A 15,397-nucleotide genomic window follows, 5' to 3' on the forward strand; every position below is an offset into this window, starting at 1 on the left:
CCTTTTTACACGTTATTAATCCTAAAATGGAAGGAGACCGGCTGGTTAAAACCGGCCTCCTTAGAACACGCGAAGAAACAGGAGAGCAAATTACATGATGCCAATTGCGTGACCGAAGACATAGGCGATGGATGCGCCTACGAGCGGAGCTACGCAGGGAATCCAGGCATAACCCCAGTCGGAGCCGCCTTTACCAGCGATCGGCAGAACGGCGTGAGCCAAACGAGGTCCGAGGTCACGAGCCAGGTTCATGGCGTAACCGGTAGGACCGCCAAAGCTCATGCCCAAAGCCCAGATCAGGATACCGACAACATAAGGTCCCATGCCAGGAGCCATGCCGCCAACGCCTTTACCGAAGATGCAGAAGATGCCGAAAATCAGGAAGAACGTAGCGATAACTTCGCAGATGAAGTTATTAGTAGTATTCCGGATTGCAGGACCGGTGCAGAAGATACCAAGCTTGAAGCCTTGGTCCTCTGTTTTTTCCCAGTGTCCGAGATATGCCAGCCAGCAAATAACGCCGCCGACAAAGCCGCCGGCAAGCTCAGCCAACATAGTAGCCGCAGCATGACCGAAGGTTTTGTAGATGCCCATGAAATACTTAGCCAATGTTACAGAAGGATTGAGGTCGGCCTGCGGCGCACCGCAGGTAATAGCGGTATAAACCCCCATTACAACAGCAAAACCCCAGCCAGCGGTGATAACGATCCAGCCGCCGTTTTGTCCTTTGGAGCCGGTGAGCAAGGTGCTTGCTACAACCCCGCAACCAAAAGCGCATAAAACCATGGTACCTAGAAATTCACCCAACAAGTTGTCCATACTTTTTTCTCCTTTCTCTAGTAGAAAATAAATTTGGATAAAACTAGGGATACTTGGATACTCTGCAGAGAACTAAGAGAGACGCCAAAACAGAAAAGTCCGGGAATCTATTTCAGGTATGCGCGCGCTAGTATTAAGTAAAGAGAAGGAACAAATTTCTTAATTCTTATGTAATCAGAAAGAAAAACAAAAAGAGAGAAAGGTCAACAGAGAACTCATCGTTAAACGAGTTCTAATGCGGACTTTTCTCCTTATCTCTAGTCCCGTATGTAAATTGCCGCGGGTGAGGATATAAGCTTGCATAGCAGATCTCCTAACGCCCATTTATATGCTACTATATTTTCTGACAAAAGGCAACAGGCATTGTCGTCCTTTTTCTGACTATGTAGCGAGAGTGAATAATACGAAAATTTCCACAGTTCATATTGTAAACCAAGACGAACGATTTGAAAATAGTATTATGTCTACCAGAAGAAATATAAATAGATAAATTTTTACAATATTTGCTGTTTTATTTTTAAAATGGACAAAAATAAACAAAATGTACAAGGAAAATGTAAAAAGAAAAATTTGTCAAATGTGCATATAAATTATATACCCTGTATTAAGAAAAACTTGCTATGTCCTTTTTGAAGGGACGTTTTGTGAGATTGTAGTAAATGATGCTGTATAGAAGTAATAAACAGGAACCGGAATAATTCTGACAGTCTTTCTGAGAGTCAGTACTTGCAGAGCTTAAATAAAACATATAAAATATAAAAAGTGAGAAAAGAATATATAGTTATTTTTTTCTCAAACTCTTCGCGGTTGGCGAAGATCATCCAATTTCATAGCGGACAGAGAGATAAGAGAATGTCCAGAATAGGTCGGCAGCTGTAAAGCTGGTGGCGTATTCATGGCTATTCTCTTTTTTTCGTCCGGTTTTTCTTTGCAGGAAATAAAAAGAAGGAAGTGAAGGCAAATCTATGGAGACCATTTTTAAAACCGACGTCGTTGTTATTGGCGGCGGCATTGTCGGTACAGCCATTGCCCGGGAATTGTCCAAATATGAGCTGGACCTGGTGCTGGTAGAGAAGGAGCCTGATTTAGCTACAGGTACAACCAAGGCGAACAGTGCGATTCTTCATGCCGGTTTTGACGCGCCCCATGGCTCGTTGAAGGCTCGTACCAATGTGCGAGGCAATCAGCTGTATCATGAGCTGGAAGACGAACTGGGCTTAGATATTAAATGGACCGGTTCTCTTGTTGTAGCTACCAATGAAGAAGAAATGGAAACCGTGAAAAACCTGGTAGTACGGGGTAAGGAAAACGGCGTGCCTGGCTTAATGATGCTCAGCCGCGATGAAGTCCTTGAGCGTGAGCCTAACCTCAACCCTACCGTGGAAGGGGCTCTTTGGGCTCCTACGGCCGGTGTTTGCTGGCCCTTTGGCGCAGCCCTTGCTTTTGCGCAATGTGCAGAGCAAAACGGCGCCAAGGTTCTTACCGAATGCGCGGTGGAAGGTATTGAAACGGAAAATGGCGCCGTTAAGGCGGTGCTGACTTCCAAAGGACGTATCGAAACCCGCTTGGTTATTAATGCCGCCGGTCTCTATGCGGACGCAGTCAGCCGCATGGCTGGCGATGACAGCTTCACCATTACCCCTCGTAAAGGAGAATATATTTTCTTTGACAAATCAGTAAAAAAAGATTTGGTCAATGGCGTAGTATTCCCGACGCCTAGCAAAATTTCCAAGGGTATTTTGGTTTGCACTACTACCCATGGCAATACTTTCATCGGCCCTAACGCTCAAGGGCAGGAAGACAAGGAAGACAAGGCTACAACGCTGGCTGGGTTGAATGAAATTATTTCTTCGGCGAAGAAGCTGATGCCGGCTATGCCGATGCATGCGTCCATTACGCAGTTCTCCGGTTTGCGCGCTGTTTCCAGCACGGGAGACTTTATTTTAGGGCCTTCGGAGTCGGTTATTGGTTTGGTTCATGCTGCTGGCATGCAGTCTCCTGGTTTAACAGCCGCTCCGGCTGTGGCGGAAGAGCTGGTGGAAATGCTGCGCCAAAACGGCGAGCAACTCAACCCGAAAGCCAATTTCAAAGCGCGTCTGCCTAAAAAAGTGGTTTTCCACAAACTGCCTCGGGACAAGCAGGCGGAGCTGATTGGCAAAGACGCTCTGTATGGCCGCGTGATTTGCCGCTGTGAAGTCATTACAGAAGCGGAAATTGTAGCTGCCATCAAAGCGCCTTGCGGCGCACGGACTGTGGACGGCGTTAAACGCCGCACACGCGCTGGCATGGGACGCTGCCAAGGCGGCTTCTGCGGACCGCGGGTTACGGCCATCCTCGCCAGGGAGCTGGATATTCCGGTGACCGAGGTGCGCAAGGAACGCGCCGATTCGTATATGTTCTACGACAAACTCTCCGGAATTTGCGAGGTGGACAACCATGAATGAAGTATGTTTTCCGACGTATGACGTCATTGTTATTGGCGGCGGCCCTGCGGGTCTGTCGGCGGCGCACAGCGCTCACAAAGAAGGCGCGCAGAGTATTCTTGTGATTGAACGTGACCGCGAGCTGGGCGGTATTTTGCAGCAGTGCATTCATAACGGCTTTGGCTTGCACCATTTTAAAGAGGAATTGACAGGCCCTGGCTATGCGCATCGCTGCATTGCAGCCATTAAGGATCTGCCGGGCGTAGAAGTGATGACCGATACGATGGTATTGGAAGTGCTGCCTGATAAAACCGTAGTGGCTGTCAATCCCAAAGCAGGCATGATTCAAGTGAAAGGCAAATCCGTTATTTTGACCATGGGCTGTCGGGAGCGTACTCGCGGAGCTATCCGCATTCCCGGCGAGCGCCCGGCCGGCGTCTTTACAGCTGGCGCAGCGCAGCGCATGGTGAATATGGAAGGTTACTTGCCTGGTAAAAAAGTCGTCATTTTGGGCTCCGGCGACATCGGCTTGATCATGGCCCGCCGCATGACCTTGGAAGGCGCAAAAGTAGAAGCCGTGCTGGAAATCTGCCCTTATTCCAACGGTTTGACTCGTAATATTGTGCAATGTCTGGAAGATTTCGATATTCCTCTGCACTTGGCGCATACTATTGTTAAGGTCCATGGCGAAGGCCGCGTGACTGGCGTAACCTGCGCGAAAGTGGATGCGCACATGCAGCCTGTGGCTGGTACGGAATTCTTTATTGAATGCGATACCTTGCTGCTGTCGGTTGGCTTGATTCCTGAAAATGAACTATCACGCGGTCTTGATGTGCCGCTGCATCCGCTGACGAGCGGCCCCTTGGTGGACCAGCGCCGTCAAACCTTGGTGCCGGGCGTATTTGCCGCCGGCAATGTCGTTCATGTGCATGACTTGGTGGACTTTGTGTCGGAAGAAGCGGAAATTGCCGGCAAATTTGCCGCTCGCTACGCTCAAGGCGCATTGACTGGTGAAGAACGCAGCGTGCAGGTGCAGCCTGGCGACGGCATTCGCACGGTTGTGCCGCAGCGTCTTACTGTCCCCGAAGGCGGCGAGCAAGCGCGCCTTTTCCTGCGCGTGGCCAAGCCGGAACTGAAAATTTCCATTGAAGTCCAGTCCGGCGGTACGACCATCCTCAGCCGCCGTCAGGCCGTAGCCAAGCCGGGGGAAATGATCGTCATTGATTTGCCTGCGGAAAAAGTAGCCCAAGTACGCGGTGAGATGACGGTACTTGTCAAACGGGAGGGAAACTAAGATGAGTGAAACCAAACGAGCATTGAACTGCATTGTTTGCCCTATGAGCTGCAGTGGTACGGTGACGTTGGAAGACGGTAAAATAACAAATTTGGAAGGCTTCACCTGCCCGCGTGGCAAAGCCTACGCGCAAGAAGAGCTGACCGCTCCCAAGCGTATGCTGACCACCACCGTGCGCGTGGAAGGCGGCGCGTTGGCGCTGCTGCCGGTCATGTCTAAGGCCAGCTTGCCGAAGGAAAAAGTTATGGACTGCGCAGCTTGTCTGCGCAGCGTCAAGCTGCAGGCGCCGGTCAAGGAAGGCCAGATCGTGATGGCCGATATTTTGGGTCTTGGTGTTGATATTGTCGCTACGCGCGACATGGAAGCCATCTAAAGATAAAAACCGCCTCGGATTATTCCGGGGCGGTTTTTGAATAAGAGAAACATGGTCACATCGCGTCCTTGCCCGGCGCCAGCGTCAAAACAAAAGCTCGCTCAGCTCCTGCGCAGGTAGTTGAAAGGGAAATCCGGAACTCGCTGCGCTCAGACAGCCGGATTTCTATTCCTCTCAACTACCTTTGCAGGCCCTGCGGACCGCTTTGCTTGCAAAAGTTTTGCCGCAGACGTCGGGCGCGGACGAGGCAGTCTAATCGTAACCCTCCCTCTACTCCTTTTACTCTTGTTAAAAAACATCGTACCCCGTAACCCTCACTGGTGGAGATCGGATGCTTCGCCGTCCATGGCGCATCCAGCGCCGTCGCCGATTCTCCCGCGACTCTTGTTCAATTTTTCAATGTTAGGAAGTGTTTTATGCAGCTCAATTTGAATTGCCTGCTTTGCAATCTGAAGCAGGTATTAACCGTATCTTCCGTGGCTGGAGCCGATGAGAAAACAACAGAGCTTATCATGCGCGAAGTTATGGGCTATTTAAAGGAAACTGATTACGCCCGCTCCAATCCGGAAGTCATTCAGGGTACTTGGGAGATTATTACGAAGCATTTAAAGGACGCTGATCCGTATCGGGAGATTCGCAGCAGCTATAATGAGGAGCTTTTGGGGCTGTCGCCTGCGGTGCGTTCTATGATTCAGGAAGCTGACGACTCCTTTGATGCAGCGTTGAAGCTGGCGATTACGGCGAATCTGATTGATTTTGCCGCTAGTCATTCCTTTGATCGGGAAATGGTGCTGGAAAAACTGCATTGCGCCAGAGAACAGGAGTTGGCGGTGGATGAAAGTTCCAAGCTAAAACAAGCCTTGGCAGGGGCGCAATCGCTCTTGTATTTAGGAGACAACTGCGGGGAAATTGTCATTGATAAGCTGTTTTTAGAAGAATTGCGGCGGGAGTTTCCGCAGTTGACCATGTATTTTGGCGTGCGCGGGGAGCCGATTGTTAATGATGTGACGTTTGAAGACGCCATGCAGGTGGGCATGAGCGAGGTAGCCAGGGTAATCAGTAATGGAGATGGCTCGCTGGGGACGGTGCTGCATCGGACCAGCCCCGATTTTCAGCAGGTATTTAAAGAAGCCGATGTCATTATCGCTAAAGGTCAGGGAAACTATGAAAGCTTGAGCGAAACAGCGCACAAAAATCTTTTCTTCTTGTTCATGGCCAAATGTGAAGCCGTGGCTCGGGCGGCGGGCGTGAAAAATATGTCCATCGTCTGCCAACAAGGCTAAGCAAAGAAGAGTCAAAAAATCCCGCCTGGCTTATACATAGCCAGGCGGGATTTTTTGTGAATTTATACCTTGAATTTTTGTACGGCTTCTTGCAGTTCTTCCGCGCGTGTGGCCAGCGCTTGGCTGGCGGTGGCGATTTCCACAATGGTGGCGGATTGTTCTTCCGAAGCGGCGGATACGCTTTGGGCTTCGCCAGCGGCAACTTTGCTCAATTCGTCAATACTTTGGACGGAAGAGACGATTTGCCGGCTGCCTGCTTCGGTTTGCTTCATCGCAGCCGAAATATCAGCAATTTGCGTAGATACCTGGGTAATCAGCGTTTCAATTTCGCGGAAAGCGCGGCCGGCGACATGGATAATTTCCGTGCCTTTGTTCACTTCCTGCGTGCCGTTAGACATGGCCACAACGGCTTTTTCCGTATCTCCTTGAATTTCGCTGATCAAAGTGGCGATTTTTTTCGCAGCGTCCTGGGACTGCTCGGCCAGTTTGCGCACTTCTTCGGCGACGACTGCAAAACCTCGTCCTTGTTCGCCGGCGCGGGCGGCCTCAATGGCGGCGTTTAAGGCCAACAGATTTGTTTGGCTGGCAATGCCGGAAATGGTGTCAATGATTTGACCGATTTCTTTAGACCGTTCGCCGAGGCTAGAAATAACGCCGGCGGATTCGTTAACGGTTTTTTCGATCAAGCTGATTTGGGCGATGGCCTGGTCGATGGAGGCGCCGCTTGTTTTGGCTTTGCTTGCTACTTGCAGCGATTTTTCCGCAGCGTCATTGGCGCCGTTGCTGACTTGTTTTAAGTTCTCCGACATGGTTGTGACGATCTGGGATGTTTCTTTGACTGCCGTAAGTTGCTTATCCGTACCGGCGGCGATCTCCGTTACCGAGGCGGCCACTTGGGTGGACGCTTGGGCCGATTCGTTCGCGCTGGCGGTAAGCTCTTCCGAGGAGGCTGCAACATGCTCGGCGTTCGAGTTTACATGCGAAATCAAATCGCGCAGATTGTGCACCATCTTGTTGAAGCTTGTCGCTAGAGACGCGATTTCATCCTTTCCTTCTACGTGCGCTTGGATGGTCAGATCTCCAGCGGCGACTTTGCCTACATCTGTTGATAAAAGCTCAATGGGCTTGGCAATGCGCTTGACAACAGTGAAGGTAATGCCAATAACAATTAACGTTGCCGCGATGGCGATTACCGCCAGAAGCCATTGCAAATTACGCAGGGGGTTGAAAACGGTTTTTTCCGGGACCGTAATGGCCATTGTCCAGCCTGTAGAGGGAACGCGCTGGTAAATGACAAGCAAGGAATCGCCGTTGCGGGTATAGGTTGTGAATCCTTGGTCCTTGCTGAGAATTTCTTTAAACGTACCTTCTAATGTTTTTAAAGTGGGGTCTTCAAATACATTTTTGGATAAAAAGGACTTGTCCGGGTGAGCTAGAACCAACCCTTTGGGGTCGAGCAGGTAAGCATAGCCCTCGCCTTTGAACTTAATGGCTTGGACATTGTCCACAAGGGTTTGCAATAAAATATCCTGGGCCACAATGCCGCGTTCTTGGCCGGATTGACTTTTGTAAGGCATCGCGATGGAGACAGCCATTTGATTGGTTACAGAGTCCAGGTACGGCTCGGTGAAGACAAGAGAGCCTTTTTCTTTGGCGGCTTTATACCAGCTGCGGGAGCGAGGGTCGTAGCCCGCGGGCGGATTCCAGCCGCTGCCGTCGATCATTTTGCCGTCTAACGAACCGAAATAAACATCGGAAATTTCCTTGTCAACGCTTTTGAACCCTGCCAGCATCGGTACGGTCAACTCGGCGTCGCCAGAGGAACTTCGCAGCGTGCCTACCGTTATTTCCAACATTTTAGATTTACTGATAAGCCAACCGTCGAGTTTGTTGACATGGGCGTTAATGCTGGCGGCCATTTCTGCTTGAATGCCTGAGACAACTTGCTCTTTGGTAAATAAATAGCCTGCGGTGGAAGAAACTAAAAGGATTAGCGCGGAAACGACGGAAAAAATTAAAGTTAACTTGCTTTTTAGATTCATAAGAGCACCTCTCTTTCTTCAATGTAAAACACTATCGCCAGTGTTGGAAGAGTTCGCCAATTCGTTTTTTGTTTCCTGCTAAAGAGAGATAATATACTAATTTATAAGATTTAAGGAGAATAATTTCTGGAAGATGTATGGTACAATTGAGAAAATGCAACAAAACAGAGGTGGTTTCATGTACATGTATCCGACAACACTGGTATTTCCTGTAGTGGGTCAGCCAGTGAAAAAGATGCTTTTAGGCATGAAAAAAGTCCGCTTTGGTCGGGGTAAATATAATGGCTTTGGCGGCAAGGCGGATGAAGGCGAGTCTATGCGTGCGGCGGCGGTACGCGAGCTGCGCGAGGAAAGCGGCCTGGCAGCGAGAGAGGAAGACTTGGAATTTGTGGGACGTCTGTGGTTTTATTTTCCGGCGAAGCCGGAGTGGGATCACAGCGGCGATATTTACTTTCTTCGTTCCTGGAAAGGACAGCCTTTAGAAAGCGAAGAGATGCAGCCTGCCTGGTTTGATGCAGCGGAAATTCCCTATGAGGAAATGTGGGAAGACGATATTTGCTGGTTGCCGCAGGTGCTGGCAGGGGAGAAAATTTTCGCCGACGTCATTTTCGCTGAGGATAATGAAGGCATGGCCGAGTTTCGCCTGCGCGCAGCGGAGGCAGAGTAAAGATACGGGGAAATATATGCTATAATGTTCAACCTGTAAACAACGATCTTGTTTGGAATAACTTTATAAAATATGCTAAGGAATCCGATGTCGAAAAGAAGAACAGTTAAGTCAGCAAATTCGTTGGTTGCCTAATAAGAATTTACAGGAGAAAGAGGAACATGAACTTTCAGCTTTTGCCTCTAGGAACAGAGGATTTGGAACAGTTCAAAAAAGATATGCAAGAGGCTTTTCAAAAAGGCGCAGCGTCTGAATTAGAGAATTTGGATGTGGAGATACTCCCGGAGGCGGATATTGGCAAGTCCCTTAAGGCAAAGGGAGCAGCCGCATATAAGGCGGTCGTTGACGGGCAGATGGTTGGAGGAGCTATCGTTTTGATAGATGAGTCTACCTGCCACAACCATCTTGACTTTCTGTACGTGAAATACGGGATTCAAAGTCGTGGCGTTGGAAAAGCTATTTGGAATGCGATTGAAGAAAAGTATTCCGACACAAAAGTGTGGGAAACATGTACGCCTTATTTTGAGAAGCGAAATATTCATTTTTACATCAATCGCTGTGGTTTTTCTGCGGTCGAATTTTTCAACCCTTATCACAAAGATCTTAAGAGTCCTGACGACATGGTCGGCGGGGATTACTTTTTTCGGTTTGAAAAAAAGACGGAGACTTATAAGCAATAAGGGTAGCGTGAGTAAAGTGAGGGTGCGAAGGACTGTAATTATAAATTGCTTAAATTATCGGTCGTATCCTCCCTCTACTCCCTTTACTCCTGTTTAAATTAATAAAGGTGGTTTAAATGATGGAGGACAAGGTGGCGTTGATTTCCGGGGGGACATCCGGGATTGGCCTGGCGACGGCGGCATGGCTGATGGGCAAAGGCGCGCGAGTGGTGATTTCCGGGCGCAGCGGGGAAAAGGGCGAACAAGCGCTGGCGCAGTTAGGCTGCGAAGATCGCTGCTTTTTTGCTGCCGCGGATGTGGCGGAGGATGCCGCTTGCCGTCGTTTAGCGGTACAAGCGGCAAAGCGCTGGGGGCGTTTGGATATTTTGGTTAATTCCGCCGGGTTCTATCTGGAACAGTGTCTGGCGGAAACGACGCCGGAGCAGCTGCAGCGCCTGCTGGCGGTAAACGTTATGGGAACCTATAATCTTTGCCGCCATGCCTTGCCCGCGCTGCGCCGAACGAAGGGAAACATTGTTAATGTGGCTTCTGACGCCGCTTTGCACGGTAATGTTGGCTGCAGCGCTTACAGCGCGTCTAAAGGGGCGGTTGTGGCCTTTACGCGATCCCTAGCGTTGGAGGTTGCGCCGTACGAAATGCGAGTCAATTGCGTTTGCCCGGGGGATGTGCGGACTCCTCTTTTGGATAAGCAGCTAGAAACAGTTAAAGACAAGGAAGAAGCGATGAAAGAGATGGCTCGTTGGTACCCGTTGCAGCGTCTGGCTACAGCGGAGGAAGTGGCGTCGGTTATCGGCTTTTTGGCTTCCTCGGAGGCTTCCTTCGTCACCGGCGCTATTTGGTCTGTTGACGGCGGCCTGACGGCGTAGAGGAGTGCGAGGATTGAACAGGAGAATCGGAGTCGCGGGAGGGTACGACAGAGAAGATGTTTTTTGAAGAGAAAGTAAAGGGAAGATTAATTTTATAAAAACACAAAAAAAGCCGCGAAAGCGGCTTTTTAAAAAGAACGTTTCTTTTCTCATTCTGACCCTCAGATTCTCCGGTTCTCTTGTTGGTCCTTCTCGGACCTCCCGTTATTCTATTCTTCGTACTTGATGTCCCAGAGCTCGCGGCGGCTGGTGCTGACGGCGCAGACGCCATTTTTCAGGGCCTGGATAACATCCTCTTTGGTATAAAGCAGGCCGCCGCCTAAAATCGGCAGGCCTGTTTCTTGTTTTAAAGAGGATACAACGCTGGAAGGAATGCAAGCCGGCAGCACTTCCAGAGCGTCAGGTTTATAGTTTTTCAGTAAATGAATACCTGTTTTCATGGATTCCGAGTCCATCAAGAATAAGCGCTGGATGACCAGCATGCCTTCTTCGCGAGCGTATTTGACAAGCGCCGGTTTAGTTGTGATGGCGCCGGTGACGCCTAAACGGGACAAGAATGTGACCGCAGCGCGATCCTTGCCGATACCGCCTAAAAGGTCAAAATGAACTAAAACGCGCTTATTGTACTGTTTGGCTTGCTGCAGCAGACTTGGGAGTACATTAATATCGCCAAACAGCAGAATAACCGTAGGAGAAGGATGGTGCTGTAAAGCATATTTGAAATCGTCAATGGAACGAGGTGCGGGGATAACCGGTCCGTTTGCCAGCAAGCGAAGAATGTTTTTATTATTGTTTGTTATATTCATAAAAGTTATACCTCATTTATAAAAGATACTGATACCATTTCTGGATGCATTGAAAAAATCCTGCAAAATAAAATAAGCGAAGGAGGACTTTTGCAATGAATTACGAAATGATTTATTTATAGTAATTTATTCTGATAGCAGAGTATTAAAAGGAGGCAGAAAGAGTGAGCGGGAAACGATGGCTATGGCTGTGTCTGATGCTGGTATCGTTGTCTTTGGCAGTGGCTGGCTGCGGCGGCGAAAAGAAGGATGGAGCCGACAAAAGCGGTCCTCAAGGGAAAGTGATGATTTACACTTCCATTTATCCGGATATTATTGAAAGTGTCAAGCCAGCGGTGAAAAAAGCTTTTGGCGCCTTGGACGTGCAGTGGTTCCAAGGCGGTACGGAAAAAGTTATGACCAAGCTGAGCGGGGAAATTCAGGCGAATAAGATTGCCGCCGACTTGATCATGGTGGCGGATCCTTCGTACTATTTAACGCTGAAGGAGAGAAAGCTGCTCTTCCCTTATGCGTCGCCGAACAATAAGGACGTAACCCAGGCGAAGGACGCCGATGGCGCCTGGACGGCTGTACGTATTTCCAACATGATTATAGCGTATAATACAGCGAAAGTCTCGGCTGCGGATGCGCCGAAAACCTGGAAGGATCTGCTGGATCCTAAATGGCAGGGCAAGATCGCCATGCCGAACCCCTTGCTTTCCGGGAGCGCCTATGTAGCAGCCGGCGCGTTGGCGGACAAGTATGGATGGGAATATTTTGAAAATCTGAAGAAAAATGGCTTGAAAGTGGAGGAAGGAAACTCCGCTATTCAGAATAAGCTGCTCACAGGCGAATACCTTGTGGCGATTATTTTGGAAGAGAACATTTTGAAGCTGGCTTCTAAAGGAGAGCCGCTGAAAGTGGTGTATCCTGACGACGGCGTGGTGATGATTCCTAGCCCGATCGCTATTTTTAATTCTAGCCAGAATAAAGAGGCGGCTAAGGCTATGGTGGACTGGTGGCTGTCGAAAGAAGGACAGCAGGCCATCGTTAAGGGCTGGATGCATTCGGTGCGCGATGACGTAGAGCCGCCGAAGGGCGCTCCGGCGCTGAAGACCTTTGCTGATAAGGCAGTTAAGGTGGATTGGGTCAAGCTGGCTACAGAGAATGAAAAAATTAAAGAAATGTTCCGATCGAAGGTATTGGAATAAGCGGAACGCAGCCGTTTATAAAAAGGCGCGAATTCTTGGAATTCGCGCCTTTTCCCCGCAAACTGCGTGAGGAGGAAGTATCGTGGAAGAACGTATTTTTGGCATGCGTCTGGATTCTAAATGGCTTGTGATTGCCGGCGCTGTGGCGGTGCTGGTGCTGTTTGTGGTCATTCCGATGCTGTATTTGGTGTATAACAGCGTGGTGACTGAGGGCGCCTTTACTTTGGAAAACTATAAATATGTCTACAGTAAAATGGTCAACTGGACGGCGTTGGTAAATACCTTCAAGTTGTCTTTTATGGTAATGCTCCTTAGCTTGGTGATTACCTTTCCTTTAGCCTGGCTGGTAGGACGGACGGATTTGCCGGGCAAGGGAGCGTTTCGCACCATGCTGGTGGCTACCTATATGATTCCCCCCTACGTGGGCGCTATCGCTTGGACGCAGCTTTTAAATCCCAGCGTGGGCTATGTGAATGTGATTTTGCGGCATGTCTTTGATTTGGCGCAGTCGCCATTCAATATTTACAGTATGGGCGGTCTGGTTTGGGTGCTGACCCTGTTCTATTCGCCCTTTGCCTTTATTACGATTTCCAGGGCGCTCGAAAAAATGGACCCCACCCTGGAGGAAGCGGCGCGTATTTCCGGCGCTTCCCCGCTGCGGACGCTTTGGGATGTTACCTTGCCTTTGATGTTTCCCAGTATTTTAGCCGGGGGCCTGCTGGTTTTCATTGCAGCCGGTTCCTGTTTCGGCATTCCTTCCATTGTGGGCATGCCGGCGAAAATCGAGGTGCTGACCACCCGCATTGTGACCTATGTCTATATGGGCGACGCCAAGGGCATTCGAGATGCTACGGCCTTGGCGGTATCGCTGATGCTGGTGGCCAATACGCTGCTTTTCGCCATGACCGCCATGCTGGGCCGTAAGGATTATACGACCATTGCCGGCAAAAGCACGCGGCCCAATCTGGTAGAGTTGGGCAGTTGGCGTTATGCAGCGGTGGGCTTGCTTTGCGCGTACGGTTTCATTTCCGTGGTATTGCCTATCGGCTCTATCTTGTTGACGTCTCTCATTCGCTCGATGTCGCGGCCGATTACCTTGAGCAATCTGACTTTTGAGCACTGGCTGCCGGTCGTGCAGAGCTCGCAGTACTTAGAACCCATTTACAACAGCTTTGTGACGGGCGCGGCGGCGGCAACCCTGTCTACAGTGGTGGCGCTCTTTGTCTCGTATTTGCTGGTGAAAACAAAAGTAACCGGACGTTCGTTGCCGGATCTTCTGGCGACGCTGGGCGGGGCGACGCCGAGCGTAGTTATCGCGTTGGCCTTGATTATTACTTTTTCCGGCGAATTTGTCTTGAATTTATACTCTACGCTGACCATTTTAATTGTGGCCTACATGGTCAAGTACCTGACCATGGCAGTGCGCACCATTGCCGCGTCCTTGAGCCAGGTCCATCCTTCCTTGGAGGAGGCGGCTCTCAATTCCGGCGCTTCCTGGCTACGCACTTGCAAGGATATCCTGCTGCCGTTGGTAGCGCCGTCTATCGTGGCCGGCTGGTTTTTGGTATTCATGCCGTCTTTTTACGAGCTTACCATGTCGATTATTCTCTATGGCGCGGAAACAAAAACCATCGGGGTGCTGCTCTATGAACTGCAAACCTATGCAGACCCTCAAAACGCTTCAGTTCTGTCGGTGCTGGTGCTGCTCATTGTGTTGCTGGGCAATCTGATTGTCAGCAAGGTCAGCAAAGGAAATATTGGAATTTGATTATATTTAGGAGTGAACGAAATGGCGCAGGTACGAATTGAACATATCTGGAAACGCTTTGGTGCGGTTACGGCGGTGCATGATTTTGACGTAACCGTGAAGGATGGCGAATTTGTCTCGATTCTCGGACCCTCCGGCTGCGGCAAGACGACCATGCTGCGGATGATTGCCGGTTTTGAAAAAGCTTCAGAAGGAGATATCTATATAGGGGAACGCCTTGTGAGCTCTTCCCGGGAGAAAACTTTCGTGCCGCCGGAAAAGCGGGATATTGGCATGGTGTTCCAGTCGTACGCCGTCTGGCCGCACATGACGGTGGCGGAAAACGTGGCCTATCCTTTGAAAATCAAAAAAGTTCCTCAGGCCGAACGGCGCGAGCGCGTACAGAAGGTGTTGGAAATGGTGCACTTGGAAGCCTATGCCGAGCGCTACCCCCATCAGCTCTCCGGCGGACAGCAGCAGCGTGTGGCCCTGGGACGGGCTTTGGTGGCTGAGCCGGGCTTGCTGCTCTTAGATGAACCGTTGTCCAATTTGGACGCCAAGCTGCGGGAAAGCATGCGCTTTGAGATCAAAGCGCTGCAGAAAAAGTTGGGCGTCACCGTTATTTACGTGACCCATGATCAAGCCGAGGCCATGGCTATGTCGGATCGCATTGTGGTCATGCACCAGGGGGTTATCCAGCAGGTAGCGGAGCCGATGGATATCTACGAAAGACCGGCAAATCAGACGGTAGCCGATTTTATCGGCTTAGTGAATCTTCTGCCTGGCGAAGCGGCGGACGGCGTAGTGCGTTTAGCCGCAGGCGGCGAAATAAAACAGGAAACAAGCTGCCGCGGAGCGGTACAGGTAGCGGTGCGGCCGGAGAACATCTCGCTTTCCCGTAGCAGCGGCTGCGTCCAGGGCGTTTTGACGCATCGCGTCTATTTAGGGGATGCCGTGGACTATCGGGTGCAGGTAGGCGACAAGGAAGTGCGCGTCATTGCCAGAAGCGATGAGTACGGCGATTTTAGTGACGGAGAGACCGTGTATCTAAACTTCTCTAAAGCTATGTTTTTTTCCCAGGAACGCTGTTGAATTCGTGGTATAGCCTTTATAAATAAAAGGTTTTTTTCAGGGGAAAGAGAATAGTAAAAGCATAGTCTGGCGCAGAGTACGCGTTTTGACGAGAATTAGTGCGCCGCAGGCCTTC

Annotated in this window: 13 protein-coding genes; 10 read left to right on the top strand and 3 right to left on the bottom strand. The window is 50.1% G+C overall.

All coding sequences use genetic code 11. The features are described 5' to 3' along the window. Positions 1-90 precede the first annotated feature (90 nt). Positions 91-819 carry an MIP/aquaporin family protein gene (locus C508_RS0103140; RefSeq protein WP_018702085.1) on the bottom strand — a complete coding sequence of 243 codons (729 nt, stop codon included), beginning with the start codon at positions 817-819 and terminating at the stop codon, positions 91-93. 965 nt (positions 820-1,784) lie between these two features. Here C508_RS0103140 and C508_RS0103145 point away from each other — a divergent pair. The 4 genes from C508_RS0103145 to C508_RS0103160 all read left to right on the top strand — a co-directional run bounded on the left by C508_RS0103145 (position 1,785) and on the right by C508_RS0103160 (position 6,192). Then, positions 1,785-3,263 carry an NAD(P)/FAD-dependent oxidoreductase gene (locus tag C508_RS0103145; RefSeq protein ID WP_018702086.1) on the top strand — a complete coding sequence of 493 codons (1,479 nt, stop codon included), beginning with the start codon at positions 1,785-1,787 and terminating at the stop codon, positions 3,261-3,263. Then, the gene (locus tag C508_RS0103150) at positions 3,256-4,536 is read left to right on the top strand and encodes an NAD(P)/FAD-dependent oxidoreductase (protein WP_018702087.1); all 1,281 of its coding nucleotides are present in this window, start codon (positions 3,256-3,258) and stop codon (positions 4,534-4,536) included. The genes C508_RS0103145 and C508_RS0103150 overlap by 8 nt, the downstream gene beginning before the upstream one ends. 1 nt (position 4,537) lies before the next feature. Next, positions 4,538-4,909, top strand: coding sequence for a DUF1667 domain-containing protein (locus C508_RS0103155; protein ID WP_018702088.1), 372 nt, complete (start codon positions 4,538-4,540; stop codon positions 4,907-4,909). Positions 4,910-5,325: 416 nt separating this feature from the next. Next, positions 5,326-6,192, top strand: coding sequence for a damage-control phosphatase ARMT1 family protein (locus C508_RS0103160; protein ID WP_018702089.1), 867 nt, complete (start codon positions 5,326-5,328; stop codon positions 6,190-6,192). Positions 6,193-6,254: 62 nt separating this feature from the next. Here C508_RS0103160 and C508_RS0103165 read toward each other — a convergent pair whose 3' ends face one another. Continuing rightward, positions 6,255-8,234: a methyl-accepting chemotaxis protein gene (locus tag C508_RS0103165; RefSeq protein WP_018702090.1), complete on the bottom strand. Its 1,980-nt coding sequence runs from the start codon at positions 8,232-8,234 to the stop codon at positions 6,255-6,257. A 184-nt stretch (positions 8,235-8,418) separates the two neighbouring features. Between C508_RS0103165 and C508_RS0103170 the strand changes: the two genes are divergently transcribed. The 3 genes from C508_RS0103170 (at position 8,419) to C508_RS0103180 (ending at position 10,447) form a co-directional block, all read left to right on the top strand. Beyond that, on the top strand, positions 8,419-8,901 hold the full coding sequence (locus C508_RS0103170; RefSeq protein ID WP_026319326.1) for an 8-oxo-dGTP diphosphatase: 483 nt from the start codon (positions 8,419-8,421) through the stop codon (positions 8,899-8,901). 197 nt (positions 8,902-9,098) lie between these two features. Continuing rightward, positions 9,099-9,581, top strand: coding sequence for a GNAT family N-acetyltransferase (locus C508_RS0103175; RefSeq protein ID WP_245553710.1), 483 nt, complete (start codon positions 9,099-9,101; stop codon positions 9,579-9,581). A 119-nt stretch (positions 9,582-9,700) separates the two neighbouring features. Further along, positions 9,701-10,447 carry an SDR family NAD(P)-dependent oxidoreductase gene (locus tag C508_RS0103180; protein ID WP_018702093.1) on the top strand — a complete coding sequence of 249 codons (747 nt, stop codon included), beginning with the start codon at positions 9,701-9,703 and terminating at the stop codon, positions 10,445-10,447. 209 nt (positions 10,448-10,656) lie between these two features. Here the strand turns inward: C508_RS0103180 and C508_RS0103185 are convergent, their stop codons facing one another. Continuing rightward, positions 10,657-11,253 (bottom strand): glycerol-3-phosphate responsive antiterminator, encoded by a 597-nt coding sequence (locus C508_RS0103185; RefSeq protein WP_018702094.1) that lies wholly within the window; start codon positions 11,251-11,253, stop codon positions 10,657-10,659. A 164-nt stretch (positions 11,254-11,417) separates the two neighbouring features. Here C508_RS0103185 and C508_RS0103190 point away from each other — a divergent pair, with 164 nt between their 5' ends. From C508_RS0103190 to C508_RS0103200, 3 genes are all read left to right on the top strand, one after another. Further along, complete coding sequence (locus C508_RS0103190) at positions 11,418-12,443, top strand: ABC transporter substrate-binding protein (RefSeq protein ID WP_018702095.1); 1,026 nt, start codon at positions 11,418-11,420, stop codon at positions 12,441-12,443. Positions 12,444-12,525: 82 nt separating this feature from the next. Continuing rightward, positions 12,526-14,211, top strand: coding sequence for an ABC transporter permease (locus C508_RS0103195; RefSeq protein WP_018702096.1), 1,686 nt, complete (start codon positions 12,526-12,528; stop codon positions 14,209-14,211). A gap of 21 nt (positions 14,212-14,232) precedes the next feature. Further along, positions 14,233-15,282: an ABC transporter ATP-binding protein gene (locus tag C508_RS0103200; protein ID WP_018702097.1), complete on the top strand. Its 1,050-nt coding sequence runs from the start codon at positions 14,233-14,235 to the stop codon at positions 15,280-15,282. The last annotated feature ends 115 nt before the right edge of the window (positions 15,283-15,397 follow it).

The sequence above is a fragment of the Anaeromusa acidaminophila DSM 3853 genome, from assembly GCF_000374545.1.
Taxonomy (GTDB): domain Bacteria; phylum Bacillota; class Negativicutes; order Anaeromusales; family Anaeromusaceae; genus Anaeromusa; species Anaeromusa acidaminophila.